This is a genomic window from Streptomyces sp. A2-16 (genome assembly GCF_018128905.1).
Taxonomy (GTDB): Bacteria; Actinomycetota; Actinomycetes; order Streptomycetales; family Streptomycetaceae; genus Streptomyces.
The window spans coordinates 8,181,971-8,208,504 of sequence record NZ_CP063808.1 but is presented as its reverse complement, the minus strand read 5'-3'; the positions used below and the strand labels follow the sequence as shown (position 1 = coordinate 8,208,504).

Here is a 26,534-nt window from a genome sequence, read left to right as displayed (position 1 = left end):
GAATTGACCAAGATCATCGCGAGAGCGCGAAGTGTCCGATGCTCGGCGCATGGCACTTCGATCACGCTCAGGTACAGCGACGACGACCAGCGGGCCGGGCCGCGGCCCCCGTTCCGACGGACGCTCACGGCACCGCCGACCGCCCGGCGCACGGGGCACCCGGGGCCGGGCCCGGCACCGGCATGCCGCCTCGGCGGACGAACTCCGGCGCCGGGCGGAGGTGCTCTTCGCCGAACGGGCGGGCGAGCACCGGGACTCGGGGAAGGGGCCGCCGTCGGGCGGGCCGGGTGTGGACGACGACGTGGTGGTGGCGGCGGGTGGTCCAGGGCGGTTGGCGGCTGCCGGTGCGGAGCGGTTGGAGCCGGTCGGTGGCGGCGACGTCCTCGGTGCCGGCGATGTTGGCGAGGTCGGTTCGGGTGCCGACGCGGTCGGGTTCGTGGAGGGGGTCCGTCGGCACGGTGGTTCTCCGGGAGGGGCTCATCGGGACGCTGAATCTCTGGAAGGGGCTCACCGGGACAGTGGTTTTCGCGAGGTACCTCCGCGCGATGCCGATACGCGGGGTGGCGCTCGGCGAGACACCGAATCCGGGGACCGGGACTGGAGCCGGGACCGGGCCGGGGGTCGGCGGGAGCCGGCCGGGTTGGCTCTGCGGGAGCGGATGCCGGTGTGGTTGCAGGCGCGGTGCGGACTGGAGCGGCGGAACGTGGTCGCGCTCTCGGTGCTCCTCGTCGCGGCCGCGGTCTTTGCCCTGCAGCACTTCTGGACGGGCCGGATGCAGTCCGTCCAGGCGCCCGAAGTGGTGCGCGCGGCAGCTCCTTTCGGGGCGAGCGGGGAGACCGGTGCCGGTGGACGACGAGGGGCTGCCGAGCCGGCCTTCTCGGGCGGCGTCGCGAACACGGCGGGGACGGCCGGTGCAGAGATCGTCGTGGACGTCAGTGGCAAGGTCCGCGAGCCCGGGATCCAGCGGCTGCCGGCCGGTTCGAGGGTCGCCGACGCGCTGAAGGCGGCCGGTGGCGTGCGGCCTGGCACCGACACCGACGGGCTCAACCGCGCGAGGTTCCTCGTCGACGGCGAGCAGGTGGTGGTCGGCGGCCCGGCCGCACCCGCACCCGCGTCCGGCGCGGGCGGTCCCGTCGTCGGCGGACCGGCCGGTACGGCGTCGGCTCCCGTCTCCTTGAACACGGCCACCGTGGACCAGCTCGACACTCTGCCCGGCGTGGGTCCCGTGCTGGCCCAGCACATCCTCGACTACCGCACCCAGCACGGCGGTTTCCGCTCGGTGGACGAACTGCGCGAGGTCAATGGCATCGGCGACCGCCGTTTCGCCGATCTGCGGAATCTCGTACGGCCATGAGGCGCGGCGCGGAGATGCGGCGAAGGCTCGAGAGCGGAGCGCGTGCAGGGGCCGATGTGCACGCCGCCTCGGGGAAGCGGCTCGGGGACGCTCACCCCCGGCAGGAAGGGCCTACGGATCTGCGGCTGGTACCCGCGGCGCTCGCGACCTGGGGCACCGCCGCTGTGACCCTGAACGCCTCCTCGGGGTGGGTCACCGCAGTGGTGGCCGGTTGTCTGGTCCTCGCCTGCGTGTTGTTGTCGGGACGAAGGCGAGCGGTACGGGGCCTCGGTCGGGGCGATCGGGGCGATCGGGGCGGCCGGATGCCGGTGGCCGCCGTGCTGCTCTGTGTCGCGGCCGCCGCCGTGTCCGCGGGGCTGCACGGAGCGGATCTGCGACGGGGGCCGGTGCCCGAGCTGGCCCGGGAGTACGCCACCGTGACCGCCGAGGTCCAGGTGACCTCCGACCCTCGGCTGACCCGGCCCCGGATCACGGGGGACCACGCGGCCCCGACCGCCGTCGTCATCGGCGCCGACGTCCGGCGGGTGGAGACGGCCGAGGGGAAGGCGGTGGCGACACGGGCGCCGGTGCTGTTGATCGTCGACGCGCGTGCGGGCAACGGCTCGGGTACCAGGGCGATCGGCGCCGGTCCGCCGGGAGGTGGGGGCGGGGCCTTCGGCTCCACGCCCGCGGTGGAGGGTCCGGGCCGATCGCCCTGGCTCGGGTTGCTGCCGTCCACGCGGGTGCGGGTCACCGCGCGTGCCGCGCCGGCGCTGATCGGAGGTGACCGGGTCGCGGCCGTGCTGCGGGTGCGGGACCGGGGAGGACCCGAAGTCGTGGGGGAGGCGTCGGGGACCCAGCGGTTGGCGGGGGCATTGCGGGCAGGGCTGCGGGAAGCCACCGACGGGCTGCCGGCGGATGCCCGGGCCCTGTTGCCGGGGCTGGTCGTCGGGGACACCGCGCGGATCACACCCGAGCTGGACGAGGCATTCAAGGAGACCGACCTCGCGCACACCCTCGCCGTCTCCGGCAGCAATCTCACGATCCTGCTCGCCCTGCTCATCGGTCCGCCCGGACTCGCCCAGCTCGTCGAGCGACGGGGACTGGCGCCCCGCCTCGGGGTGTCGCTGCGGGCGACCGCGCTGCTCGGCGGCGGGCTCACACTGGGCTTCGTCGTGGTGTGCCGGCCGGACCCGAGCGTGCTGCGGGCCGCTGCCTGCGGGGCCGTCGCCCTGCTCGCCCTCGCGACCGGACGGCGCAGATCGCTGATCCCGGCACTGGCGACCGCTGTACTGCTGCTGGTGCTGTACGACCCGTGGCTGGCCCGCAGTCCCGGCTTCCTGCTCTCCGTGCTGGCCACCGGCGCCCTGCTCACGCTCGCGCCGCGCTGGAGCCTGGCGCTGCGCCGGCGCCGGGTGCCGCCGCGGTTGGCGGAGGCGTTGGCCGCCGCGGCCGCCGCACAGGCCCTGTGCGCTCCGGTGGTCGCCGTGCTGTCGGCGCGGGTGAGCCTCGTGGCGGTCCCGTGCAATCTGCTCGTGGAGTTCGCGGTCGCCCCGGCCACGGTGCTGGGCTTCGCGGCGCTGGCGGCGGCACCCGTGGCGATGCCGGTGGCCAAGGCGATCGCCTGGTGCGCGAGTTGGCCCGCCGGGTGGATCGCGGACGTCGCCCGTACAGGGGCGTCGCTGCCCGGCGGAGGAGTGGACTGGCCGGGCAACTGGACGGGGGCGGGACTGCTGGCCCTTCTCACCGGGCTCCTGTTGCTCGTGGGGCGCCGATTGCTGAGACATCCCTGGTGGTGCGCCCTGTGCGCGCTGCTGTTCGTGCTGGCGGTCGTACAGCCGCCGCCACTGACCCGGGTGATCACGGGCTGGCCCCCGCCGGGTTGGCGGCTCGCGATGTGCGACGTCGGCCAGGGCGATGCGACGGTGCTGGCGGCGGGGGAGGGCACCGGCGTGGTCGTGGACGCGGGACCTGATCCGGCTCTCGTCGACGACTGTCTGCGCACGCTCGGTATCACCAAGGTGCCGCTCGTGGTGCTGACCCACTTCCACGCCGACCATGTGGCGGGGCTGGCCGGGGTGCTGCGGGGGCGGTCGGTGGGGGCGATCGAGACGACGGGGCTGGAGGAGCCGGTGGACCAGGCCGAGTCCGTACGGCGGGAGGCGGTGGCCCGGCGGATTCCGGTGACGCGTGCCGTGGCCGGGGAGGTGCGGCGTACGGGGGCGCTGACCTGGGAGGTGCTGTGGCCGCCGGCGGATCCGGCGGCGGCGGACGGGCCGAACGACGCCAGCGTCACGATGCTCGTTCGGTCGGCCGGGCTGCGGTTCCTCCTGCTCGGGGACCTCGAACCCCCTTCCCAGCAGGCGCTGTTGAGGTCACCCGCGGGTTCGCGGCTGGCCGGGGTGGATGTCCTCAAGGTCGCTCACCACGGTTCGGCTTACCAGGACCCGGAGCTGATACGCCGGGTCGCGCCGAGGCTCGCGCTCATCTCCGTCGGCGCCGGCAACACGTACGGCCATCCGGCCCCCGGGACGGTCGCCGCGCTGCGGGCCGGGGGTGCGGTGGTGCTGCGGACGGACCGGGACGGGGCGCTGGCGGTCGCCGGGACGGGCGGCGGCAGCGGGGGCGGTGGCGCGGGCGGCGGAAGCGGTCATGGCGATGGGGGCGGCGGAAGCGGACAGGGTGGCGCGAATCGTGGAGGCGGGGGTGGTGGCGCGGGCGGTGGGGAGTTGTGGGTGGCGCGAGACTGGAGGCATGAATCCCACACAGGTTGACGCATATCTCCGCCGCCTGGGAGTCCAGCATCCGGCGTGGCCCACCGTGGAGGTCCTGCGCGAACTGCATCTGCGCCATTTGCAGACCGTGCCCTTCGAGAACCTGTCGGTCCACCTCGGCGAGGAGATCGTGCTGGAGGAGGAGCGGCTGGTGGAGAAGGTCGTGGGGGCCCGGAGAGGAGGGTTCTGTTACGAACTGAACGGGGCGTTCGGGGCGTTGCTGGCCGCGCTCGGCTTCGACGTCACGCTGCTCGCGGGCCGGGTGTACGGGGACGAGGGGCGGCTCGGGATCCCGTACGACCATCTCGCGCTGCGGGTGCGGACGGTGGACGGGGGTGAGTGGCTGGCCGACGTCGGGTTCGGGGCGCACAGCCACTACCCGCTGGCGTTCGGGGCGCGGGGTGAGCAGGAGGATCCCGGGGGCACCTTCCGGATCGTCGAGGCGGGGCCCGACGCGGCGGGGGTGCGGAGCGGGGACGGTGTGGTGAAGAAGGGAGGGGGAGACGCCGCGGATCTGGATGTCGCCATGGGCGGCAGGAGTCAGTACCGGCTGGAGGTGCGGCCCCGGGTGCTCGGTGACTTTGCGGCCGGGGCCTGGTGGCACAGCACTTCGCCGGCTTCGCACTTCACCCGGTCCCTGGTGTGTTCGAGGGTGACGGAGGATGGCGGGCGGATCACACTCAGCGGGCGCGTCTTCAAGACGACAGCGGCCGACGGGGCGCGGGAGGAGCGGGAGCTGGAGACCGACGAGGAGGTGCTGGAGGTGTACCGGGAGCGGTTCGGTGTCGAGCTCGGCCGGGTGCCGACGGTGCGGAACCTCGACCGTCACGGCTGATCCGGTCCTGGAAAATGGTGCCGTGAGCGATGTGAGACATGTGCTGGTGCTGCCTGATCGGGATGCCGCGGAGGAGGTCGTCGAGGCGCTCTCGGAGCGGTTCGGGGTGGATGAGGAGCCGCAGGTCGTGCGGGACGCGCTGGCGGGGGAGGACGACGCGGAGGACGCGCAGTGGCTGGTGGTGCTGCGGGACGCGGCGGGACGGTTGGATCCCGGGGAGCTGGAGGAGTTCGTGGGGGAGTGGGACGGGTGGCGGGAGGAGCCGTGATGCCGCGGTTCGGTGGGGTGGGGTGGGCGGGGCTGCCGGGCGGGGGTGACCGTACCCGTCCGGGGGTGCGGACGACTCCGTGACCGGCTCCCTCGGTATCGGTTGCTCCAGCTCTTGACTCCCTCGGCTTCGGCTCCCACGGCTTCGGCTGCCCGGCTCCACTCGGTCCGGCTTCCCGGCTCCGGTTCCCCCGGGGGCCCGGCTCTGCCTCCCCGGCTCCGGTTCCCCCGGCCTCACCGGGTCCGGTTCCCCGGCCCCGGCTATGCTTCCCCCGGCCTCACCGGGTCCGGCTCCCCGGCACCGGCTCCGGTTCCCCGGCACCAGCTCCGGTTCCCCGGCACCGGCTTCCCGGCCCCCCAGCCCCAACCCCCGGCGCCCGCAGCCGCGGGGCTGTCAGTGCTCCGTGCCATGCTGTACGCGATGGCCAAGAAGACTGCTCATGACGACCCCCTCGCCTCTGTGACCCTCGCCGTGGGGCAGGAGGAGCTCCTGCTCGACCGGGCTGTGCAGGAGGTGGTCGCCGCTGCTCGGGCCGCTGACGCGGATACGGACGTGCGGGATCTGACCCCGGACCAGTTGCAGCCGGGGACGCTCGCGGAGTTGACCAGTCCGTCGTTGTTCGCGGAGCGCAAGGTCGTGGTCGTGCGCAATGCGCAGGATCTCTCCGCCGACACCGTCAAGGACGTGAAGGCGTATCTCGGGGCGCCCGCCGAGGAGATCACCCTGGTGCTGCTGCACGCGGGCGGCGCGAAGGGCAAGGCGCTGCTCGACACCGCGCGGAAAGCGGGGGCGCGAGAGGTCGCCTGTCCGAAGATGACCAAGCCGGCGGACCGGCTGGCCTTCGTGCGGCAGGAGTTCCGCGGGACCGGCCGGTCCGCCACCCCCGAGGCCTGCCAGGCGCTGGTCGATGCGATCGGGAGCGATCTGCGGGAGCTGGCGTCCGCCGTGTCCCAGCTGGTCGCCGATGTCGAGGGGACGATCGACGAGGCCGTCGTGGGGCGGTACTACACCGGGCGGGCCGAGGCCTCCAGTTTCACCGTCGCCGACAGAGCGGTGGAGGGGCGGGCCGCGGAGGCGTTGGAGGCGTTGCGGTGGTCGTTGGCGACCGGGGTCGCGCCGGTGATGATCACCAGTGCGCTGGCCCAGGGCGTGCGGGCGATCGGGAAGCTGTCGTCGGCTCGGGGCGGGCGGCCCGCTGATCTCGCGCGGGAGCTGGGGATGCCGCCGTGGAAGATCGATCGGGTGCGGCAGCAGATGCGGGGGTGGACTCCGGACGGGGTCTCCGTCGCGCTGCGGGCCGTGGCCGAGGCGGACGCCGGGGTGAAGGGCGGAGGGGACGATCCCGAGTACGCCCTGGAGAAGGCCGTCGTGGCGATCGCCCGGGCGGCCCGATCCCGGGGACGCGGCTAGCGCCGGGCGGCGGCGCCGCTGGGAGGCGGGCCGGCCCGATCGCGGCGTGCCACTCGCCGTACGCCCACTTCACCCACTTCGTCCAGCCCGCCCACTCCTGCGGTGCGTTGGGGTGCAATCCATTGCGTGCGTCTGCGGAGCGCCCCGCATCGCCGGGGAGCCGGCACGCCATCGCTGGCTCCCCTCATGGCCGGACGCGTCGGCGGCAAGCCGTGCGTCCGCGAGGCAATCCGTCTGGCCGCGCGCGCACGAGCAGTACGCGGTACCCCACTCCCCAGCCCTTCATCCGCCAGCCCCCACCTCCCCCAAGGTGCTCCCCCCACCCCCCAGGAGGAGAATCAAGGCGTCAGCCGAACATCGCCGGAATACGGAGAGGTGGCGGTCGTCATGGCTGAGCATCCGCATGCAGTGCTCGTACGCAAGGGGTTCGAGGCGTTCACCCGTGGGGATCTGGACACTCTGCGGGAGTTGATCGCGAAGGACGCGACGCATCACGTGCCGGGCAGTCACCCGCTCTCGGGGGACTTCAAGGGGCAGGACGCGATCATCGACATGTACCAGAGGCTCGGGCAGGAGACCCAGGGGTCGATGCGGCTCGAGATGCTCGGGATCGCCGTGGACGGGCGGGGGCACGCCGTCGGGATGTGCCGGGTCACCGCCGAGCGCAAGGGGAGGCGGCTGGACGACACCGGATGCATCGTCTTCCGGATCGTCGGGGACAAGGTCACCGACCTCGACGAGTGTGTCGCGGACATCGACAAGAACAACGAGTTCTGGTCGGACTGACCCCCTCGGGGACCGCAGCACGACACGCATGCCGAAGGCCCCGGCGCTTCCGCCCTGGGGAAGGGCGAGGCGCCGGGGCCTTCGCTTGAAGCTGTCGAGCCCGTACCCGCGTGGCGAACGCAGGCCGCGTACAGGCTCTGGGTGCCGGTCGGGAGCGGATGAGAGAGGGCCCGCTCTGGGTCCTTCCGGCGGTCAGATCAGAAGGTGTGGCTCAGAGACCCGCGACCTTGGAAGCAAGCGCCGACTTCTTGTTGGCGGCCTGGTTCTTGTGGATGACGCCCTTGGAGACGGCCTTGTCGAGCGCACGCGCAGCAGCGCGCTGGTACTCGGTGGCCTTCTCGGCGTCACCCGCGGCAGCGGCCTCACGGGCCTTGCGGATCGCGGTCTTCAGGGAGGACTTGACGGCCTTGTTGCGCAGCCGGGCCTTCTCGTTGGTCTTGATCCGCTTGATCTGGGACTTGATGTTCGCCACGAATGAGCCTCTACAGGTTCAGGCACGGAGACAGAAGGATTCCGAGCGGAAGAGCAAGGAAGACCCTGGTTCCGTACCAGGTGATTTCTTGGAGTCGCGTCTCGTGCTGAGAGGGCATGAGACACAGCCACCCAGGGTACCAGCGGCTCCGCGAGTGGCCCAAACCGGTCGCCGGTCCCCGCCCGTGGGACCATGGAGGCTACGTATCGATCCGACCCGAGACCGCAGACACTGCGGACGCCTCAAGAATCAGGACCCTGCGTGCCCGCGATCCCCAGCCACGTGCCCGAGCCGAGCCGTACCGACCCGGCTCTGATCCGCAACTTCTGCATCATCGCGCACATCGACCACGGCAAGTCCACGCTCGCCGACCGGATGCTCCAGCTGACCGGCGTGGTCGAGCAGCGCCAGATGCGTGCTCAGTACCTCGACCGCATGGACATCGAGCGTGAGCGCGGAATCACGATCAAGTCGCAGGCGGTGCGTCTGCCGTGGGCCCCGACCCACGACAAGAGCAACACGCACATCCTCAACATGATCGACACCCCGGGGCACGTCGACTTCACCTACGAGGTCTCGCGGTCGCTCGCCGCCTGTGAGGGCACCGTCCTCCTCGTCGACGCAGCCCAGGGCATCGAGGCCCAGACCCTCGCCAACCTCTACCTGGCGATGGAGAACGACCTCACGATCATCCCCGTGCTGAACAAGATCGACCTGCCGGCCGCGCAGCCCGAGAAGTTCGCCGAGGAGCTCGCCAACCTCGTCGGGTGCGACCCGTCCGACGTCCTCAAGGTCTCCGCCAAGACCGGACTCGGCGTCGACGCGCTGCTGGACCGGGTCGTCAAGGAGGTCCCACCCCCGGTCGGTGTGGCCGACGCCCCCGCCCGCGCGATGATCTTCGACTCGGTCTACGACTCCTACCGCGGTGTCGTCACCTACGTCCGTGTCATCGACGGCCAGCTCAACAAGCGCGAGCGCATCAAGATGATGTCGACCGGCGCCACCCACGAGCTGCTGGAGATCGGCACCAACTCGCCCGAGATGCTGGGCGCCGACGGTCTCGGCGTCGGTGAGGTGGGCTACCTCATCACCGGTGTGAAGGACGTCCGCCAGTCCAAGGTCGGTGACACCGTCACCAGCCAGCAGAAGGGGGCGACCGAGGCGCTCGGGGGCTACAAGGACCCGAAGCCCATGGTCTTCTCCGGTCTGTATCCGCTGGACGGCTCCGACTACCCCGAGCTGCGCGAGGCCCTCGACAAGCTCCAGCTCAACGACGCCGCGCTCGTCTACGAGCCCGAGACCTCGGCCGCCCTCGGCTTCGGTTTCCGTGTCGGCTTCCTGGGGCTGCTGCACCTGGACGTGATCCGGGAGCGTCTGGAGCGCGAGTTCGGCCTCGACCTCATCGCCACCGCGCCCAACGTGGTCTACCGGGTGGTCATGGAGGACGGCACCGAGCACACCGTCACCAACCCGAGCGAGTTCCCCGAGGGCAAGATCAACGAGGTGTACGAGCCCGTCGTACGCGCCACGATCCTCGCGCCCACCGAGTTCATCGGCTCGATCATGGAGCTGTGCCAGACCCGGCGCGGCACCCTGCTCGGCATGGACTACCTGTCCGAGGACCGGGTCGAGATCCGCTACACGCTCCCGCTCGCGGAGATCGTCTTCGACTTCTTCGACCAGCTGAAGTCCAAGACGCGCGGATACGCCTCGCTGGACTACGAGCCCACCGGCGAGCAGACCTCCAGCCTGGTCAAGGTCGACATCCTGCTGCACGGCGACAAGGTGGACGCCTTCTCCGCGATCACCCACAAGGACGCGGCCTACGCCTACGGTGTGCGGCTCGTCGCCAAGCTGCGCGAGCTCATCCCGCGGCAGGCCTTCGAGGTGCCGATCCAGGCCGCCATCGGTTCCCGGGTCATCGCCCGCGAGACCATCCGCGCCATCCGCAAGGACGTCCTCGCCAAGTGCTACGGCGGTGACATCTCCCGTAAGCGGAAGCTGCTGGAGAAGCAGAAGGAAGGCAAGAAGCGGATGAAGATGGTGGGTTCCGTGGAGGTTCCGCAGGAGGCCTTCATCGCCGTGCTCTCCAGCGATGACAGCGCGGGGTCGGGCAAGGGCAAGAAGTAACCGCGGGTTACACCCGGTTACCTGTCGAATCGGATGGAAAGGGGTCCGTCGTGCGAAAGTGCGGCGGGCCCCTACGCGTGCGTAACGTCGCGCTCTGTAGGAAGTGACAGGCCGCCGCCCCTTACGAACGGGTCGGCCGCGCTTTACTCTGATCTCTGCTCGATAGTTACTCGCGAGTTAAACAGCAGCCGCAACCAGAGCCAGCCGCACTGTCGCGGGCCCCGGAGGATGTCGTGAGCGACACACAGACACTGATCGAGAACCGTCCGCCGAGTGTGGCCACCCTCTTCCTGGAGCGTGTCGCGGCCACACCGGACGCCGAGGCGTACCGGTACCCGGTGCCGGCGGCCGCCGGCCAGAGCCCGGACGAGTGGAAGTCGCTCACCTGGGCGCAGGCCGCGGAGCGGGTGCACGCCATCGCGGCCGGGCTGATCGAGCTGGGGGTGCAGCCCGAGCAGCGGGTCGCCCTCGCCTCGTCGACCCGCCTCGACTGGATCCTCGCGGACCTCGGCATCATGTGCGCCGGCGCCGCCACGACCACGGTCTATCCGCAGACCAACGCCGACGAGTCGGCGTTCATCCTCTCCGACTCCGAGAGCCGGGTGCTGATCGCGGAGGACGCGGCCCAGCTCGCCAAGGCGGTCGAGAAGCGCGGCGAGCTGCCCTCGCTCACCCATGTCGTGGTGATCGACCCGGCGGGCGTGGAGACCGGCGACTTCGTGCTCACGCTCACCGAGCTGGAGGCCCGGGGCGCCGCCCGCCTGGAGAAGGACCCCGATCTGATCAAGGAGCGGGTCGGCGCGATCACCAAGGACCAGCTCGCGACGCTGATCTACACCTCCGGCACCACCGGCCGTCCCAAGGGCGTACGGCTGCCGCACGACAACTGGGCCTACATGGCCAAGGCGATCGCCGCCACCGGTCTGATCAGCGGCGAGGACGTGCAGTACCTGTGGCTGCCGCTGGCGCACGTCTTCGGCAAGGTGCTCACCTCCGGGCAGATCGAGGTCGGTCACGTCACCGCCGTCGACGGCCGCGTCGACAAGATCATCGAGAATCTGCCGGTCGTGCAGCCGACGTACATGGCGGCCGTCCCGCGCATCTTCGAGAAGGTCTACAACGGGGTCGCGGCGAAGGCCCGTGCGGGCGGCGGCGCCAAGTACAAGATCTTCCAGTGGGCGGCCGAGGTGGGCCGCGAGTACGCCAAGGCCACCCAGGACAACTTCCGGCGCACCGGGGTCGCCTCCGCGCCCTTCGGCCTGAGCGCGAAGCACAAGGTGGCCGACGCGCTGGTCTTCGCGAAGATCCGCGAGGCGTTCGGCGGGAACCTGCGGGCCTGTGTCTCCGGCTCCGCCGCGCTCGCCCCCGAGATCGGCTACTTCTTCGCCGGCGCGGGCATCCACATCCTCGAGGGCTACGGCCTCACGGAGTCCTCGGCGGCCTCCTTCGTGAACCCGGGCGAGGCCTACCGCACCGGCACGGTGGGCAAGCCGCTGCCCGGCACGGAGGTCCGCATCGCCGACGACGGGGAGATCCTGCTGCGCGGCCCCGGGATCATGGAGGGCTACCACGGGCTGCCCGAGAAGACCGCCGAGGTCCTCGAGGCCGACGGGTGGTTCCACACCGGGGACATCGGAGAGCTCTCGCCCGACGGGTATCTGCGGATCACCGACCGCAAGAAGGACCTCATCAAGACGTCCGGCGGCAAGTACATCGCGCCCGCCGAGGTCGAGGGGCAGTTCAAGGCGGTGTGCCCGTACGTCTCCAACATCCTGGTGCACGGGGCGGACCGTAACTTCTGCACCGCGCTCATCGCCCTGGACGAGGTGTCGATCCTGGAGTGGGCCAAGGAGAACGGGCTCGAGGGCAAGCCGTACGCCGAGGTCGTCGCCGCCCCCGTCACCGTGTCCATGGTCGAGGGCTATGTGAAGCAGCTCAACGAGGGGCTTCAGCGGTGGCAGACGATCAAGAAGTTCCGGTTGCTGCCGCGGGATCTCGACGTGGAGCACGGGGAGATCACGCCGAGTCTGAAGCTGAAGCGGCCGGTTGTGGAGCGGGAGTACAAGCACCTCATCGAGGAGATGTACGCGGGCTCTCGCGAGGCGTGAGGGGTGGCAGGGGAGCGTGCGCGACCGGCGGTGCGTCGTGGCCGGTCGCGCAGTTCCCCGCGCCCCTGAGGGGTCTCACCGGTTCTCCAGAAGGTGCCGGAGTTCCTTCACCTGAGTGCGCTGAGATTCCGTCAACTCGTCTTCCAGGGCTGCCAGTCGCTTGCCGACCTCCTCGTAATCGGCCCGTTGCCGTGCCAGCAGTCGCTCCAACTGCTGGTTCTTCCTGTGCAGGTCCAGGAACACGCTCACCTTCGCCCTCAGCACCCACGGATCGAACGGCTTGGTCAGGTAGTCCGCCGCGCCCGTCGCGTAGCCGCGGAAGGCGTAGCCCGAGTCGTCGTCCGTGCCGGTGAGGAAGATGATCGGGACGTCCTTCGTCTGGTCCAGGCGTTTGATGTTGGCGGCGGTCTCGAAGCCGTCCATGCCCGGCATGCGCACGTCCAGCAGGACCAGGGCGAACCGGCGGCGGAGCAGGGCCTTCATCGCCTCCTCGCCCGAACGGGCGCGGACCAGCGGTTCGTTGAGGGACCCCAGGACGGCCTCCAGTGCGATCAGGTTGTCCTCCATGTCGTCGACCAGGAGGATGCCGGCACTGTCGTCGGTCCTTGCCTCAGCGTTCATGTGACTGCCTCATTCAGTCGTCGGTGGGCGGTACCACCGCCTCCTCGGCGTCGGTCCGCTCCTCGGTTCGTGCGCCCTCTGGGTCAAGGAGCGCGCATACCACGGTCAACAGCTGGTCGACGTCCACCGGCTTGGGCACGTAGTCGTTCGCGCCGCGCGCGATCGACTTCTCGCGGTCTCCGGGCATCGCCTTCGCGGTGAGCGCGACGATGGGCAGCCCGGACCAGCGAGAGGTGCGGCGGATGGCGGCGATGGTCTCGTAGCCGTCCATCTCCGGCATCATGATGTCCATCAGCACGAGTTCGACGTCCGGGTTGCGCTCCAGGGTCTCGATGCCCTCGCGGCCGTTCTCCGCGTACAGGACCGGCATGCCGACCCGGCCCAGCACATGGGTGAGGGCGAAGACGTTGCGGATGTCGTCGTCGACGATCAGCACCCGGCGCCCGGGCAGCACCTGCCCCGCCCGGCCCGCCTTCCACGCCTCCAGCTTGGTGGGCGCGGGCCAGGAGTCCTCGGCGTCGTGGGCGGTCGGATAGGGCTCGGTGGACAGGTCCTCCGGGGCCGGCAGGGGGTGGTCCTCGGTGGTCGGGCCGGTCGCCGTGTGGCCGGGGCTGACGACAGGGACGTACAGCGTGAAGGTGGAGCCCTTGCCGGGTTCGCTCTCCGCGACGATACGGCCGCCCAGCAGGCCCGCGATCTCCCGGCTGATGGACAGGCCGAGTCCCGTGCCGCCGTACTTGCGGTTGGTGGTGCCGTCGGCCTGCTGGAACGCCTCGAAGATCACCGGGAGTTTCTCCCGCGCGATGCCGATACCGGTGTCGGAGACCGCGAAGGCGACCACGTCGTCGCTGTCGAGGACGTATGCGTGCTCGGCGTCCTTGACGCGGTTCACGCGCAGTTCGACCCGGCCCGTGGCGGTGAACTTGATCGCGTTGGAGAGCAGGTTGCGCAGGATCTGCTGGAGGCGCTGCTCGTCCGAGTACATCTCGCGCGGCACGTCCTCGCCGACCGCCACCTCGAAGGCGAGCCCCCGGTCCAGGGTGAGCGGGCGGAAGGTGGCGTGGACGTAGTCGAGCAGCTTGATGAGCGGCAGCTTCTTCGGGCGTACGTCCATCCGGCCGGCCTCGATCTTCGACAGGTCCAGGATGTCGTTGATCAGCTGGAGCAGGTCGGAGCCCGAGCGGTGGATCGTCGTCGCGAACTGCACTTCCTGGTCGGAGAGATGGCCGTCCGGGTTGTCGGAGAGGAGCCTCGCCAGGATCAGCAGGGAGTTCAACGGCGTGCGGAGTTCGTGGGACATGTTCGCCAGGAACTCCGACTTGTACTGGGACGAGGTGGCCAACAGGGCCGCCTTCTCCTCCAGTTCCGCGTTGGAGCGCTGCAACTCCGCCTGTTGCATCTGAAGTTCGTCCGAGCGTTCCTGGAGCTGCATCGCCAGGCGCTGGGACTCGCCCAGCAGGGACTCGGTGCGGGAGTTGGCGATGATGGTGTTGATGGCGACGCCGATGGTGTTCACGAACTGGTCGAAGAAGGCCAGGTGGACATCGGAGAAGCGGGAGAAGGACGCCAGCTCGATCACGCCGAGGAGCTTGTCCTCGAAGAGGATCGGGATGATGACGACACTGCTCGGGGCCGCCTCGCCGAGGCCGCTGTTGATCTTGATGTAGTCCGGCGGGGCCTCCTCCACCAGGATGCGCTTCTTCTCGCGGGCCGCCTGGCGCACCAGACCGTGGACCGGCATGCCGCCGGTGTCGACGGTCGCGCCCTGCGCCGAGCCGTAGCCCGCGATGAACGCCAGCCCCTTCGCGGGCACGGTGGTGTGCAGCGAGGCCCCGTCCTCGTCCGGGTCGGCCAGGAAGAACGCCCCGTACTGGGCGTTCACCAGCGGGGTCAGCTCGCGCAGGATCAGGTCGGCGACCTCCATCAGGTCCCGGTGGCCCTGCATCAGGGCGGCGAGGCGCGCGAGGTTCGACTCCAGCCAGTCCTTGGCGCGGGTCGTCTCGCGGAGGTTGGCCACCATCAGGTTGATGTTGTCCTTGAGCTCCGCGACCTCGCCCTGCGTCTCGACGGTGATCGAGCGGGACATGTCGCCCTGGGCCACCGCGGAGGCGACCTCGGCGATCGCGCGGACCTGGGTGGTCAGGTTGGAGGCGAGTTCGTTCACGTTGGTCGTCAGCCGCTTCCAGGTGCCGTACACGCCCTCGACCCGTGCCTGGCCGCCGAGTTGGCCCTCCGAGCCGACCTCGCGGGCCACGCGGGTGACCTCGGAGGAGAAGGAGGAGAGCGTGTCGACCATGGTGTTGATGGCGGTCTTCAGCTCCAGGATCTCGCCGCGGGCGTCCACGTCGATCTTCTTGGAGAGGTCGCCGTTGGCGACGGCGGTGGTGACCTGGGCGATGTTGCGGACCTGTGAGGTCAGGTTGTCGGCCATGTAGTTGACGTTGTCGGTCAGGTCCCGCCAGACCCCGGAGACGCCGAGCACCTGGGCGCGCCCGCCGAGCCGCCCGTCGGTGCCGACCTCGCGGGCCACCCTCGTCACCTCGTCGGCGAAGGCCCGCAGTTGCTCCACCATCGTGTTGACGGTGTCCTTCAGTTCGAGGATCTCGCCGCGGGCGTCGACGGTGATCTTCTTGGAGAGGTCGCCGTTGGCGACGGCGGTGGTGACCTGGGCGATGTTGCGGACCTGCGACGTCAGGTTCAGGGCCATGAAGTTGACGTTGTCGGTGAGGTCCTTCCAGACGCCCGACACGCCCCGGACCTGGGCCTGGCCGCCCAGATTGCCTTCCGTGCCGACCTCGCGGGCGACCCTCGTCACCTCGTCGGCGAAGGCGGAGAGCTGGTCGACCATGGTGTTGATGGTGGACTTGAGCTCCAGGATCTCGCCCTTCGCCTCCACCGTGATCTTCTTGCCGAGGTCGCCCTGCGCCACCGCCGTCGACACCAGGGCGATGTTGCGGACCTGGGAAGTGAGGTTGTCCGCCATGAAGTTGACGTTGTCGGTGAGGTCCTTCCAGACCCCGGACACGCCTCGCACCTGGGCGCGGCCGCCGAGGTTGCCCTCGGTGCCGACCTCGCGGGCGACGCGGGTGACCTCGTCGGCGAAGGCGGAGAGCTGGTCGACCATGGTGTTGATGGTGGACTTGAGCTCCAGGATCTCGCCCTGCGCGTCCACGGTGATCTTCTGACTCAGGTCGCCGTTGGCCACGGCCGTCGTCACCTGGGCGATGTTCCGCACCTGTGACGTCAGGTTCGACGCCATGAAGTTGACGTTGTCGGTGAGGTCCTTCCAGACCCCGGACACGCCCCGCACCTGGGCCCGGCCGCCCAACTGCCCCTCGGTGCCGACCTCGCGGGCCACCCGGGTGACCTCGTCGGCGAAGGCGGAGAGCTGGTCGACCATGGTGTTCACGGTCAGCTTCAGTTCGAGCAGCTCGCCCGTCGCCTCGACCGTGACCGTCCGGGTCAGGTCGCCGCGGGCCACCGCCGTCGTCACCAGGGCGATGTCCCGGACCTGAGCGGTCAGCCGGGACGCCATGGTGTTGACCGCCTCGGTCACATCGCGCCAACTGCCCGAAAGACCCGTCACCTTGGCCCGCCCGCCGAGCCGGCCCTCGGTGCCGACCTCGCGGGCCACCCGGGTCACCTCGCCGGTGAACAGGGAGAGCTGGTCGACCATCTTGTTCACGGCCCGGCCCAGACGCCGCAGATCACCGCGCAGCTGCCGGTTGCCGTCGTGCAGATCGACCCGCTGGGTCAGATCGCCGCCGGCCACCGCGTCCAGGACCCGGGTCGCGTTGGCGGCCGGGGCCACCAGGGCGTCGAGCAGCTGGTTCACGTCGTCGACCCGGGAGGTCCACGTGCCCTGCCCCGGGCTGGGGGAGAGCCGCTCGTCGAGCCGGCCGTGCCGCACCAGCTCCCGCTTGACCCGGTTGACCTCGCCCGTGAAGTGGACGTTGCGGTCCACCAGCTGGTTGAAGACGGCCGTCAGTTCGGCCACGATGCCGTCCCCGGACTCCGGCATCCGGCGGAAGTCGCCGTCCCGGGCGGCGGTCATCGCGGCGAGCAGAGGGCGTAGATCCGATGCTCGAATCCGGTCGGCATTCTGCCCTTCTTCGAGCACAGGCGTACCACTGTTCTCACTCATGGCGGCCCACTTCGGTAACTCGGCGCTTATGGGCGTGGCCAGTCTGTCACTCTGTCCGCATCGACTGAGGTGTATTCGTCCGAACTGCTCGGGGAGACGGACATGGGGGCCATTCCTGTGCAACGGGAGTCCGTTGCCCGTGCGCCCGCCGCGCCCCTGCGCGGCGACGGTGTGCTCCCGCACGCCCCGGCGCACACCCACGCCACCCTCCCCGGCGCTCCGCACGCCCCGGGCGCGGCCCGGGCCCTGTTACGGGCGGCGTTCGCCGAATGGGCGGAACTGGCCCTGCCCGGTACCGAGTTCCTCACCGACCGGCAGGCCGACGACGCCGTGGTCGTCGTCAGCGAGCTCGTCACCAACGCCGTCGTGCACGCGGGCACCGACGTCGAGGTGAGCTGCCGCCTGGAGGCGCACACCGGTGCCCTCGTCGTCGAGGTCCTGGACCGCCACCCCTCGCGCGCCCCTCGCGACGGTGACGCCGAACCCTCGTACGGCACACCGGAGTACGGGCGCGGACTGCGCCTGGTCGCTGCCCTCGCGGAGGCCTGGGGCATCACCTACCGCACCGGCTCCAAGACCGTGTGGGCGCGGCTGCCGGCCGGCGGGAAGGAGGCCCTCGACGGAATCCGGGCGTACGCCGGGGACGACGCCCACGAGCGGGGGCTGCGGGTCGCCGGGATACTCGCCCCGGTACCGCCCCAGCCCCCGGTACCGCCCCAGCCCCCGGAACCGCCCCAGCCCCCGCCCCGGGCCCAGGACCCGCTCGCACCCGTGTCCCGCGGCGAGCCGGGGCACACGGCCTCACCGGTCTCCCGCAGCGAGCCGGAGAACACGCACCCGCCCGTGCATCGCGCAGAGCAGGGACACACGGCCTCGCCGGTCCACGGCGGCGAGCCGGGGGACACGCACCCGCCCGTGTACCGAGCAGAGCAGGGGCACACGGCCCCGCCGGTCCACGGCGACGAGTCGGCGCACACGGTCCGGCCCATTTCCCGCGATGAGTCGGCGCACACGGTCCGGCCCATGTCCCGCGACGAGCCGGCCCACACGGTCCGCCCCGTCTCCCGTGGCGAGCTCGACCGGGACTGGCTCAACCGCGGTGCCCTGTCCTTCCTCGCCGAGGCCTCCGACCTGCTCGCCGGGCAGCTCGACGAGAACCTGGTCGCCGCGCTCGCCGGCCAGCTGATCGTGCCGCGGCTGGCCGACTGGTGCGCGGTGTGGCTGGAGGACGAGGTCGCCGGACGCTGGGGATCCCCGCGCGCGGGTGAGACCGGGAGCGGGACGGCCTGGGGCGAGGCGGGCCTGTCCGGGCCCCGGCTGGCCCGGGTCTGGCACTGCTCGGAGAACCGGATCGAGAGCCTGCGGCGGGCCCTGGAGAAGGAACCGCCCGGCCTGCCGGGACCGGACCACGCCGGCCCGCTGCCGTTCCCCTGGCCCGGCGAGGCACTGGGCCCGCACGGAACACACGGCTCGGCGCTCGCCTACCGCCTCACCGCGGGCGGCCGCCCGCTGGGCACCCTGGTCATCGGCCGGGCCGGGCTGGTCTCCTTCCCCGACGAGGTCACCGGGCTCGTCGAGGACCTCAGCCGCCGGGTGGCGCTCGCCATCGGCGCGGCCCGCCAGTACGCGCGCCAGGCCACCATCAGCGCGGTGCTCCAGCGCGGCCTGCTGCCCGGCGCGGTCGCCGAGATCCCCGGGGTGCGCAGCGCCCTGGTGTACGAGCCGTGCGACAAGGGCGGACCCAGCGGCGACTTCTACGACCTCTTCCCGGCCGGCGACGGCCGCTGGTGCTTCGCCGTCGGCGACGTCCAGGGCAAGGGCCCCGAGGCGGCCGTGGTGATCGGGCTGGCCCGGCCCTGGCTCCGGCTGCTGGCCCGCGAGGGCTACCGCGTCGCCGACGTCCTCGACCGCCTCAACCAGCTGCTCCTCGACGACGCCACGGAGGCCGCTGACGCGGCGGCCCGGGCCCTGGCGACCGCGGGCGGGCGCCCCATGAACCCCGGCGACGGCCCGCAGACCCGCTTCCTGTCCCTCCTGTACGGCGAGCTCGCGCCCTTCGACGGCGGAGTGCGCTGCACCCTCGCCTCCGCCGGACATCCGTTGCCGCTGCTGCTCGGGGCGGGCGGCCAGGTCCGTACGGCCGCCCGGCCGCAGACCCTGCTCGGAGTCGTCGAGGACGAGACGTACACCAGTGAGACCTTCGAGCTGCGGCCCGGCGACAGTCTGCTGTGCGTCACCGACGGGGTGACCGAGCGGCGCAGCGGGCCCCGGCAGTTCGACGACGAGGACGGGCTCGCGGAGGCGCTCGCCGGGTGCGCGGGACTGGACGCCGAGCTGATCGCGGAGCGGATCAAACGGCTGGTCCACGAGTTCGGGGCGCGGCCCCCGGATGACGATCTGGCGCTGCTGGTCCTGCAGGCGGAGTAGGCGTCCGCCGGGGTGCTGGACAATGGAGGACATGCCTTCCGCACTCCCCGACGGCGACCCCGTCCCCGACGACGGCTCGCTCCCCGCGTCCGCGCTCGCCGGGTCCGCCGACCGCCCCCTCGGCTTCTACCTGCACGTCCCGTACTGCGCGACCCGCTGCGGCTACTGCGACTTCAACACCTACACCGCGACCGAGCTGCGCGGTTCGGGCGGAGTGCTGGCCTCCCGCGACAACTACGCGGACACCCTGATCGACGAGATCCGCCTGGCGCGCAAGGTCCTCGGCGACGACCCGCGCCCGGTCCGCACGGTGTTCGTCGGCGGCGGTACGCCGACACTGCTGGCCGCGGACGATCTCGTACGGATGCTCTCCGCGATCCGCGACGAGTTCGGCCTGGCCGCGGACGCGGAGGTGACGACCGAGGCGAACCCGGAGTCGGTGGACCCGGCGTATCTGGCCGCGCTGCGGGAGGGCGGCTTCAACCGGGTGTCCTTCGGGATGCAGAGCGCCAAGCAGCACGTGTTGAAGGTGCTGGACCGCACGCACACACCGGGCCGGCCGGAGGCGTGCGTGGCGGAGGCCAGGGCGGCGGGGTTCGACCACGTGAACCTGGATCTGATCTACGGCACCCCCGGGGAGACCGACGACGACTGGCGGGCGTCCCTGGAGGCGGCGATCGGGGCCGGACCGGATCACGTGTCGGCGTACGCGCTGATCGTCGAGGAGGGCACCCAGCTGGCCCGGCGGATCCGGCGGGGCGAGGTGCCGATGACCGACGACGACGTGCACGCGGACCGGTACCTGATCGCGGACTCCGTGCTCGCCGACGCGGGGTTCGACTGGTACGAGGTGTCGAACTGGGCCACCTCGGAGGCGGGCCGCTGCCTGCACAACGAGCTGTACTGGCGGGGCGCCGACTGGTGGGGCGCGGGCCCCGGAGCGCACTCGCACGTGGGCGGGGTGCGCTGGTGGAACGTCAAGCACCCGGGCGCGTACGCGGCGGCGCTGGCGGCCGGGAGGTCGCCGGGGGCCGGGCGGGAGCTGCTGTCCGACGAGGACCGGCGCGTGGAGCGGATCCTGCTGGAGCTGCGGCTGCGGGAGGGGGTGCCGCTGTCGCTGCTGCGGGAGGAGGGGCTGAGCGCTTCTCGGCGGGCGCTGGGGGAGGGGCTGCTGGAAGCCCGGCCCTATGAGGAGGGGCGGGCCGTGCTGACGCTTCGCGGACGGTTGCTGGCGGACGCGGTGGTTCGGGACCTGGTGGACTGAGGGCCCGAGGGGGTGGGGGCGGTGTCGTCCGGCGGCCGCGAGTTCGTTCGTGGCTTGTCGCGCAGTTCCCCGCGCCCCTGGGTGGGTTTCACTGAGCCGTGACGAAGTCGATCAGTTCCTCCACTCGCCCCAGCAGCTCCGGCTCCAGGTCCTTGTAGGAGTTCACCCGCTTCAGGATCGCCTGCCACACCGCGCCCGTGTTCTCCGACGGCCAGCCCAGCGCCCTGCACACGCCCGTCTTCCAGTCCTGGCCGTGCGGTACCCGGGGCCACGCCTCGATGCCCAGGGACGACGGCTTCACCGCCTCCCAGATGTCGATGTACGGGTGGCCGACCACCAGGGCGTGTTCGCTGGTCACCGACGCGGCGATACGGGACTCCTTGCTGCCCGGCACCAGGTGGTCCACGAGTACTCCCAGGCGGGCGTCCGGCCCGGGGGCGAACTCGGCCACGATCGCCGGCAGGTCGTCCACGCCCTCCAGGTACTCCACGACCACGCCCTCGATGCGCAGGTCGTCGCCCCAGACCTTCTCCACCAGTTCCGCGTCGTGGCGGCCCTCGACGTAGATACGGCCGGCGCGGGCCACGCGCGCGCGTGCGCCGGGCACGGCCACCGAGCCGGAGGCGGTGCGGGAGGGCCGTACGGGAGCCGTGGCCGCGGGTCGCACCAGCGTCACCACCCGGCCCTCCAGGAGGAAGCCGCGCGGCTCCAGCGGGAACACCCGGTGCTTGCCGAAGCGGTCCTCCAGAGTCACTGTTCCCGCCTCGCAGCGAATCACCGCGCCGCAGAAGCCGGTGCCGGGCTCCTCGACCACCAGGCCGGGCTCGGCGGGCACCTCCGGCACCGGCCGGGGCTTCTTCCACGGAGGGGTCAGGTCGGCGGAGTACTGGCGCATTCGGATGACGATAGGAGAAGCCGCACGGGACTCCTCACGACACGCCGAAGCGGGCCGCCAGCGCGTCCCGCTGCGACCGTACGAACGCCGCGTCCACCACCGCTCCGTGACCGGGTACGTACAGCGCGTCCTCGCCGCCCAGGTCGAGGAGGCGGTCCAGCGCGGCGGGCCAGTGGCCCGGTACCGCGTCCGGGCCCGCCTGCGGTTCGCCCGACTCCTCGACCAGGTCGCCGCAGAAGACGACCTCGGGGGAGCCCGGCACGAGGACGGCGAGGTCGTGGGCCGTGTGGCCGGGGCCGACGTTGGCGAGCAGGACCTGGCCGCCGCCGCCGAGGTCGAGCGTCCACTCGCCGGAGACGTGGTGCCGGGGGGAGACCAGGGCGTCCGCCGCCTCGTCGGCGACCGCCGGGTCCAGCCCGTTGCGTACCGCGTCGGCCCGCAGTTCCGCCCGGCCCAGCCGCCCCGCCAGCACCGATTCCGTACCCACGGCGCCGAACACCTCCGCCCCCGCGAACGCCGCCGCACCGAAGACATGGTCGAAGTGGGGGTGGGTCAACGCGAGATGGGTCACACGGTGGCCGGCCAGTTCCTCGGCCTGTGCGCGCAGGCGGGCGCCCTCCGCGAGACCGGAGCCCGCGTCGATCAACAGGGCCGTGCCCTCGCCGATCACCAGGCCCGCCGTGCAGTCCCAGCCGGGCAGCCGGCACCGCCCCACCCCGGTCGCGACCCGCTCCCACCCGAGCTCTTCCCAAGTCACCGTCATACCGCGACGCTAGCCGTACAACCCGTCACGCCAGGACCAGCCTTGCCCGAGGAGTACCCCACCGCCGTACACTGGCCGGGGAGCGTTGGCACTCGGGCGGACAGAGTGCCAGGCGAAGGTGCCAAGGGAACGACCTCTGGAGGTGTGCGCGATGCTGAGTGAACGCAGGCTTCAGGTGTTGCGCGCGATCGTCCAGGACTACGTCGGCACCGAGGAGCCGGTCGGGTCGAAGGCCCTGACCGAGCGGCACAACCTCGGCGTCTCCCCGGCGACCGTCCGCAACGACATGGCGGTCCTGGAGGACGAGGGCTTCATCGCCCAGCCGCACACCAGCGCCGGGCGGATCCCGACCGACAAGGGCTACCGGCTGTTCGTCGACAAACTGGCGGGCGTCAAGCCGATGACCGCGCCCGAGCGGCGCGCGATCCAGAACTTCCTCGACGGCGCCGTGGACCTCGACGACGTCGTGGCCCGAACCGTGCGGCTGCTCGCGCAGCTGACGCGGCAGGTCGCCGTCGTGCAGTACCCGTCCCTCACCCGCTCGACCGTGCGGCACGTGGAGCTGCTCTCGCTCGCCCCGGCGCGCGTGATGCTCGTGCTGATCACGGACACCGGCCGGGTCGAGCAGCGCATGGTCGACTGCCCGGCGCCCTTCGGGGAGGCCTCGCTCGCCGATCTGCGGGCGCGGCTCAACAGCCGCGTCGCGGGACGGCGGTTCGCCGATGTGCCGAGGCTGGTCGAGGACCTGCCCGAAGGCTTCGACGTCGAGGACCGGGGTACGGTCACCACAGTGCTCTCCACTCTCCTGGAGACGCTCGTCGAGGAGAACGAGGAGCGGCTGATGATCGGCGGCACCGCCAATCTCACCCGCTTCGGACATGACTTTCCCCTCACGATCCGGCCCGTCCTGGAGGCCCTCGAGGAGCAGGTCGTTCTCCTCAAACTCCTTGGTGAGGCCGGGGATTCGGGCATGACCGTACGTATTGGTCATGAGAACGCCTACGAGGGACTCAACTCCACTTCGGTGGTGTCGGTCGGCTACGGTTCGGGCGGCGAGGCAGTCGCCAAGCTCGGCGTGGTCGGACCGACCCGCATGGATTACCCGGGAACGATGGGAGCGGTACGCGCAGTGGCACGGTACGTCGGACAGATCCTGGCGGAGTCGTAAGTGGCCACGGACTACTACGCCGTTCTCGGCGTGCGCCGCGACGCGTCGCAGGATGAGATCAAGAAGGCGTTCCGTCGGCTCGCGCGCGAGCTGCACCCGGACGTCAACCCGGATCCGAAGACCCAGGAGCGGTTCAAGGAGATCAACGCCGCTTACGAGGTGTTGTCGGACCCGCAGAAGAAGCAGGTCTACGACCTCGGCGGCGACCCGCTCTCGCAGGCCGGCGGCGGTGGCGCGGGCGGCTTCGGGGCCGGTGGGTTCGGGAACTTCTCGGACATCATGGACGCGTTCTTCGGTACGGCCTCGCAGCGGGGTCCGCGCTCGCGCACCCGCCGCGGCCAGGACGCGATGATCCGTCTGGAGATCGAGCTCGACGAGGCGGCCTTCGGCACGACGAAGGACATCCAGGTCGACACGGCGATCGTCTGCACCACCTGCAGTGGTGAGGGCGCGGCGCCGGGCACCTCCGCGCAGACGTGCGACATGTGCCGCGGGCGCGGTGAGGTGTCGCAGGTGACGCGGTCCTTCCTGGGCCAGGTCATGACGTCCCGCCCGTGCCCGCAGTGCCAGGGTTTCGGCACCGTGGTTCCGACCCCGTGCCCGGAGTGCGCCGGCGACGGCCGGGTCCGCTCGCGCCGCACGCTGACCGTGAAGATCCCGGCCGGTGTGGACAACGGCACGCGGATCCAGCTCGCGGGTGAGGGCGAGGTCGGCCCCGGTGGCGGTCCCGCCGGTGACCTGTACGTCGAGATCCACGAGCTCCCGCACTCGCAGTTCCAGCGGCGCGGCGACGATCTGCACTGCACGGTCACGCTCCCGATGACGGCGGCGTCCCTCGGCACGAAGGTTCCGCTGGAGACGCTGGACGGCATGGAGGAGGTCGACATCCGGCCCGGTACCCAGTCCGGCCAGTCGATCCCGCTGCACAACCGGGGCGTCACCCACCTGCGCGGCGGCGGCCGGGGCGACCTCATCGTCCACGTCGAGGTCCAGACCCCGACCAAGCTGGACCCGGAACAGGAACGCCTGCTCCGAGAACTGGCGAAACTGCGCGGCGAGGAACGGCCTACCGGCCAGTTCCAGCCCGGGCAGCAGGGGCTGTTCTCGCGGTTGAAGGATGCCTTCAACGGCCGCACGTGAGCGGCGGGGCGGCTGCCGGGGGTCCGGGGGTCGTCCCCCGGGCAGACACCGTCAGCCCGGGCAGCAAGGGCTGTTCTCGCGGTTGAAGGATGCCTTCAACGGGCGTACCTGAGTCGTGTGCAGGTCGGATTCGGACTTGTTCGGAGGACGTGACAACATGCCGTCATGTCCTCCGCACTGACCGATCTCTTCCCTCATCCGATCGTGCAGGCCCCCATGGCGGGCGGCGTCTCCGTGCCGCGGCTCGCGGCCGCCGTCGCCGATGCGGGCGGGCTCGGATTCCTGGCCGCCGGGTACAAGACGGCCGACGGGATGTACCAGGAGATCAAGCAGCTGCGCGGGCTGACCGGACGGCCCTTCGGCGTCAACCTGTTCATGCCGCAGCCCGAATACGCCGACCCCGCCGCCGTCGGGGTCTACGCCCACCAGCTCGCCGGCGAGGCCACCTGGTACGAGACCGAGCTCGGCGACCCCGACAGCGGCCGTGACGACGGGTACGACGCCAAGGTCGCCGTACTCCTCGACAACCCCGTGCCCGTGGTCTCCTTCCACTTCGGCATCCCGAGCAGCGACGCCCTGGAGTCGCTGCGCCGCGCCGGCATCTTCACCCTCGTCACCGCGACCACCCCCGAAGAGGCCCTCGCCGTGCAGTACGCGGGCGCCGACGCGGTCATCGCGCAGGGCGTCGAGGCCGGCGGTCACCAGGGCACCCACCGGGACCTCCCCGAGCAGGACGGCTCCGGCCTCGGGCTGCTGTCCCTGGTCGCCCAGATCCGCGAGACGGTCACCCTCCCGATCGTCGCCGCCGGCGGCATCATGCGCGGCAGCCAGATCGCCGCCGTCCTCGCCGCCGGCGCGAGCGCGGCCCAGCTCGGCACCGCGTTCCTCGCCACCCACGAGTCCGGCGCCCACGACGTGCACAAGCGGGCTCTGACCAACCCGCTGTTCGTCCGCACCGAGTTGACCCGCGCCTTCTCCGGCAGACCGGCCCGCGGCCTGGTCAACCGCTTCCTGCGCGAGCACGGACCGTACGCCCCCGCCGCCTATCCCGAGGTCCACCACCTCACCGCCCCGCTCCGCAAGGCCGCCGCCAAGGCCGGTGACGCCCAGGGCATGGCGCTGTGGGCGGGCCAGGGGCACCGGCTGGCCCGCGAACTGCCCGCGGGGCAGCTCGTGGAGATACTCGCGGCCGAACTCGACGCAGCCAGGACAGCGTTGTCGGGCAAGGGGGACCTGCGATGACCGCCCCGGTGTTCGTGGTCGAGCACTTCGACGCGGACGGCGGCGGACGCTACGTCCTCGACGGCCCCGAAGGCCGCCACGCGGTCTCCGTGAAGCGGCTCCAGCCCGGCGAGGAGGTCGTCCTCACCGACGGCGCCGGACGCTACGCCGTGTGCGACGTGATCGCCGCCGAGGGCAAGGACCGGCTGGTCGTCCATCTGACCTCGGTCTCCGAGGAACCGGAGCCCGCTCCCCGGATCACCGTCGTCCAGGCCCTGCCCAAGGGCGACCGCGGTGAACTCGCCGTCGAGACCATGACCGAGGTCGGCGTCGACGCCGTCGTGCCCTGGCAGGCGGCCCGCTGCATCACCCAGTGGAGGGGCGAGCGGGGTCTGAAGGCGCTCGGCAAGTGGCGGGCCACCGCCCGCGAGGCCGGCAAGCAGTCCCGCCGGGTGCGCTTCCCGGAGGTCGCGGACGCGGCGAGCACCAAGCAGGTTGCCGCACTTCTCGCCAAAGCCGACTTCGCCGCCGTCCTCCACTCCGACTTCGAACGCGGCAGCGAGCCGCTGGCCACCGCCGAACTCCCCGCCGAGGGTGAGATCGTGCTGGTCGTCGGCCCCGAAGGAGGCGTCGCCAAGGACGAGTTGGCGCTCTTCGAGGAGGCGGGTGCGCGAGCCTACGTCCTCGGGCCCACCGTCCTGCGCACGTCGACCGCCGGTACCGCGGCGACCGCCCTGCTCCTCGGCCGCACCGGCCGCTGGTCCTGACACCTGGG

General features: G+C 71.4%; 19 protein-coding genes. 14 read left to right on the top strand and 5 right to left on the bottom strand.

Annotated features, from left to right (window positions below; all coding sequences use genetic code 11):
- The first annotated feature begins 49 nt into the window (after window positions 1-49).
- The 6 genes from IOD14_RS36860 to IOD14_RS36835 all read left to right on the top strand — a co-directional run bounded on the left by IOD14_RS36860 (window position 50) and on the right by IOD14_RS36835 (window position 7,406).
- Window positions 50-1,354, top strand: coding sequence for a ComEA family DNA-binding protein (locus IOD14_RS36860; RefSeq protein WP_349252442.1), 1,305 nt, complete (start codon window positions 50-52; stop codon window positions 1,352-1,354).
- Window positions 1,355-1,410: 56 nt separating this feature from the next.
- A complete protein-coding gene (locus IOD14_RS36855; RefSeq protein ID WP_212672566.1) occupies window positions 1,411-4,107 on the top strand; it encodes a ComEC/Rec2 family competence protein in 2,697 nt (898 codons plus the stop codon).
- Window positions 4,088-4,942 carry an arylamine N-acetyltransferase gene (locus IOD14_RS36850; protein WP_123989107.1) on the top strand — a complete coding sequence of 285 codons (855 nt, stop codon included), beginning with the start codon at window positions 4,088-4,090 and terminating at the stop codon, window positions 4,940-4,942. Before IOD14_RS36855 ends, IOD14_RS36850 begins: the two co-directional genes overlap by 20 nt.
- 22 nt (window positions 4,943-4,964) lie before the next feature.
- Complete coding sequence (locus tag IOD14_RS36845) at window positions 4,965-5,210, top strand: hypothetical protein (RefSeq protein WP_037716977.1); 246 nt, start codon at window positions 4,965-4,967, stop codon at window positions 5,208-5,210.
- A gap of 420 nt (window positions 5,211-5,630) precedes the next feature.
- Window positions 5,631-6,620 carry a DNA polymerase III subunit delta gene (gene holA / locus IOD14_RS36840; protein WP_212672565.1) on the top strand — a complete coding sequence of 330 codons (990 nt, stop codon included), beginning with the start codon at window positions 5,631-5,633 and terminating at the stop codon, window positions 6,618-6,620.
- A gap of 387 nt (window positions 6,621-7,007) precedes the next feature.
- On the top strand, window positions 7,008-7,406 hold the full coding sequence (locus IOD14_RS36835; protein WP_212672564.1) for a nuclear transport factor 2 family protein: 399 nt from the start codon (window positions 7,008-7,010) through the stop codon (window positions 7,404-7,406).
- Window positions 7,407-7,617: 211 nt separating this feature from the next.
- Here the strand turns inward: IOD14_RS36835 and rpsT are convergent, their stop codons facing one another.
- Window positions 7,618-7,878 (bottom strand): 30S ribosomal protein S20, encoded by a 261-nt coding sequence (rpsT, locus tag IOD14_RS36830; RefSeq protein WP_037716979.1) that lies wholly within the window; start codon window positions 7,876-7,878, stop codon window positions 7,618-7,620.
- A 261-nt stretch (window positions 7,879-8,139) separates the two neighbouring features.
- On the opposite strand from rpsT, the gene lepA reads away from it, so the two are divergent.
- Window positions 8,140-10,008, top strand: a complete 1,869-nt coding sequence (gene lepA / locus IOD14_RS36825) for a translation elongation factor 4 (protein ID WP_123989102.1) — start codon at window positions 8,140-8,142, stop codon at window positions 10,006-10,008.
- 233 nt (window positions 10,009-10,241) lie between these two features.
- Window positions 10,242-12,116 (top strand): AMP-dependent synthetase/ligase, encoded by a 1,875-nt coding sequence (locus IOD14_RS36820; protein WP_212672563.1) that lies wholly within the window; start codon window positions 10,242-10,244, stop codon window positions 12,114-12,116.
- Window positions 12,117-12,191: 75 nt separating this feature from the next.
- Here the strand turns inward: IOD14_RS36820 and IOD14_RS36815 are convergent, their stop codons facing one another.
- Together IOD14_RS36815 and IOD14_RS36810 are read right to left on the bottom strand one after the other, a co-directional pair.
- The gene (locus tag IOD14_RS36815; RefSeq protein WP_123989100.1) at window positions 12,192-12,737 is read right to left on the bottom strand and encodes a response regulator; all 546 of its coding nucleotides are present in this window, start codon (window positions 12,735-12,737) and stop codon (window positions 12,192-12,194) included.
- Window positions 12,738-12,750: 13 nt separating this feature from the next.
- Window positions 12,751-16,881: a HAMP domain-containing protein gene (locus tag IOD14_RS36810; protein WP_174269129.1), complete on the bottom strand. Its 4,131-nt coding sequence runs from the start codon at window positions 16,879-16,881 to the stop codon at window positions 12,751-12,753.
- 102 nt (window positions 16,882-16,983) lie between these two features.
- Here IOD14_RS36810 and IOD14_RS36805 point away from each other — a divergent pair, with 102 nt between their 5' ends.
- Window positions 16,984-19,308, top strand: coding sequence for a SpoIIE family protein phosphatase (locus IOD14_RS36805; protein ID WP_212672561.1), 2,325 nt, complete (start codon window positions 16,984-16,986; stop codon window positions 19,306-19,308).
- A gap of 31 nt (window positions 19,309-19,339) precedes the next feature.
- On the top strand, window positions 19,340-20,572 hold the full coding sequence (gene hemW / locus IOD14_RS36800) for a radical SAM family heme chaperone HemW (RefSeq protein WP_123989097.1): 1,233 nt from the start codon (window positions 19,340-19,342) through the stop codon (window positions 20,570-20,572).
- An 88-nt stretch (window positions 20,573-20,660) separates the two neighbouring features.
- On the opposite strand, the gene IOD14_RS36795 is transcribed toward hemW, so the two are convergent.
- Window positions 20,661-21,467, bottom strand: a complete 807-nt coding sequence (locus tag IOD14_RS36795) for a DUF3097 domain-containing protein (RefSeq protein ID WP_123989096.1) — start codon at window positions 21,465-21,467, stop codon at window positions 20,661-20,663.
- A 34-nt stretch (window positions 21,468-21,501) separates the two neighbouring features.
- On the bottom strand, window positions 21,502-22,230 hold the full coding sequence (locus tag IOD14_RS36790) for an MBL fold metallo-hydrolase (RefSeq protein WP_212672560.1): 729 nt from the start codon (window positions 22,228-22,230) through the stop codon (window positions 21,502-21,504).
- A gap of 151 nt (window positions 22,231-22,381) precedes the next feature.
- On the opposite strand from IOD14_RS36790, the gene hrcA reads away from it, so the two are divergent.
- The 4 genes from hrcA (at window position 22,382) to IOD14_RS36770 (ending at window position 26,526) form a co-directional block, all read left to right on the top strand.
- Window positions 22,382-23,398, top strand: coding sequence for a heat-inducible transcriptional repressor HrcA (hrcA, locus tag IOD14_RS36785; protein ID WP_037716999.1), 1,017 nt, complete (start codon window positions 22,382-22,384; stop codon window positions 23,396-23,398).
- Window positions 23,399-24,538 carry a molecular chaperone DnaJ gene (gene dnaJ, locus IOD14_RS36780; protein WP_123989094.1) on the top strand — a complete coding sequence of 380 codons (1,140 nt, stop codon included), beginning with the start codon at window positions 23,399-23,401 and terminating at the stop codon, window positions 24,536-24,538. It abuts the gene before it with no gap.
- A gap of 165 nt (window positions 24,539-24,703) precedes the next feature.
- Window positions 24,704-25,780 (top strand): nitronate monooxygenase, encoded by a 1,077-nt coding sequence (locus IOD14_RS36775; RefSeq protein ID WP_123989093.1) that lies wholly within the window; start codon window positions 24,704-24,706, stop codon window positions 25,778-25,780.
- Complete coding sequence (locus tag IOD14_RS36770) at window positions 25,777-26,526, top strand: 16S rRNA (uracil(1498)-N(3))-methyltransferase (protein WP_123989092.1); 750 nt, start codon at window positions 25,777-25,779, stop codon at window positions 26,524-26,526. Before IOD14_RS36775 ends, IOD14_RS36770 begins: the two co-directional genes overlap by 4 nt.
- Window positions 26,527-26,534 lie beyond the last annotated feature (8 nt).

What these genes read in the sequence shown, in the direction of transcription:
- IOD14_RS36860 (WP_349252442.1), top strand. Translation starts at nt 50, where the DNA reads ATGGCACTTCGATCACGCTCAGGTACAGCGACGACGACCAGCGGGCCG.
- IOD14_RS36850 (WP_123989107.1), top strand. Translation starts at nt 4,088, where the DNA reads ATGAATCCCACACAGGTTGACGCATATCTCCGCCGCCTGGGAGTCCAG.
- holA (WP_212672565.1), top strand. Translation starts at nt 5,631, where the DNA reads ATGGCCAAGAAGACTGCTCATGACGACCCCCTCGCCTCTGTGACCCTC.
- IOD14_RS36835 (WP_212672564.1), top strand. Translation starts at nt 7,008, where the DNA reads ATGGCTGAGCATCCGCATGCAGTGCTCGTACGCAAGGGGTTCGAGGCG.
- IOD14_RS36815 (WP_123989100.1), bottom strand. Translation starts at nt 12,737, where the DNA reads ATGAACGCTGAGGCAAGGACCGACGACAGTGCCGGCATCCTCCTGGTC.
- IOD14_RS36810 (WP_174269129.1), bottom strand. Translation starts at nt 16,881, where the DNA reads ATGAGTGAGAACAGTGGTACGCCTGTGCTCGAAGAAGGGCAGAATGCC.
- IOD14_RS36805 (WP_212672561.1), top strand. Translation starts at nt 16,984, where the DNA reads ATGGGGGCCATTCCTGTGCAACGGGAGTCCGTTGCCCGTGCGCCCGCC.
- hemW (WP_123989097.1), top strand. Translation starts at nt 19,340, where the DNA reads ATGCCTTCCGCACTCCCCGACGGCGACCCCGTCCCCGACGACGGCTCG.
- IOD14_RS36795 (WP_123989096.1), bottom strand. Translation starts at nt 21,467, where the DNA reads ATGCGCCAGTACTCCGCCGACCTGACCCCTCCGTGGAAGAAGCCCCGG.
- IOD14_RS36790 (WP_212672560.1), bottom strand. Translation starts at nt 22,230, where the DNA reads ATGACGGTGACTTGGGAAGAGCTCGGGTGGGAGCGGGTCGCGACCGGG.
- hrcA (WP_037716999.1), top strand. Translation starts at nt 22,382, where the DNA reads ATGCTGAGTGAACGCAGGCTTCAGGTGTTGCGCGCGATCGTCCAGGAC.
- IOD14_RS36775 (WP_123989093.1), top strand. Translation starts at nt 24,704, where the DNA reads ATGTCCTCCGCACTGACCGATCTCTTCCCTCATCCGATCGTGCAGGCC.
- IOD14_RS36770 (WP_123989092.1), top strand. Translation starts at nt 25,777, where the DNA reads ATGACCGCCCCGGTGTTCGTGGTCGAGCACTTCGACGCGGACGGCGGC.